The organism is Pigmentiphaga sp. YJ18 (assembly GCF_038066655.1).
In the GTDB taxonomy this organism is placed as follows: Bacteria; Pseudomonadota; Gammaproteobacteria; order Burkholderiales; family Burkholderiaceae_B; genus Pigmentiphaga.
Map to the genome: position 1 here is coordinate 436,796 of NZ_JBBUKU010000002.1, position 267 is coordinate 437,062.

The following is a 267-nucleotide window of genomic DNA, read 5'->3' on the forward strand; positions in this document are numbered from 1 at the left end:
CACACTCGCCACCCACATCGCCGGCGAGCTGGCGATGCGCGGCCTGCACGTCATCCTGCTGGATGCCGACCCGCAGGGTTCCTCGCTGGACTGGACGCAGCGGCGCAGTCAGCAGGGCTTGCCACGGCTTTTCAGCGCCGTGGGCCTCGCCCGCGAAACGCTGCATCAGGAAGCGCCGGAGCTGGCCCGCCGAGCCGATCACATCGTCATCGACGGCCCGCCGCGCATCGCCGCCCTGGCGCGTTCCGCGCTGCTGGCGGCCGAGCG

Annotated in this window: 1 pseudogene; it reads left to right on the forward strand. The window is 72.7% G+C overall.

The window, feature by feature from the left end:
* Positions 1-267, forward strand: a pseudogene (locus tag WKR98_RS15790) (ParA family partition ATPase); the annotation flags it as partial.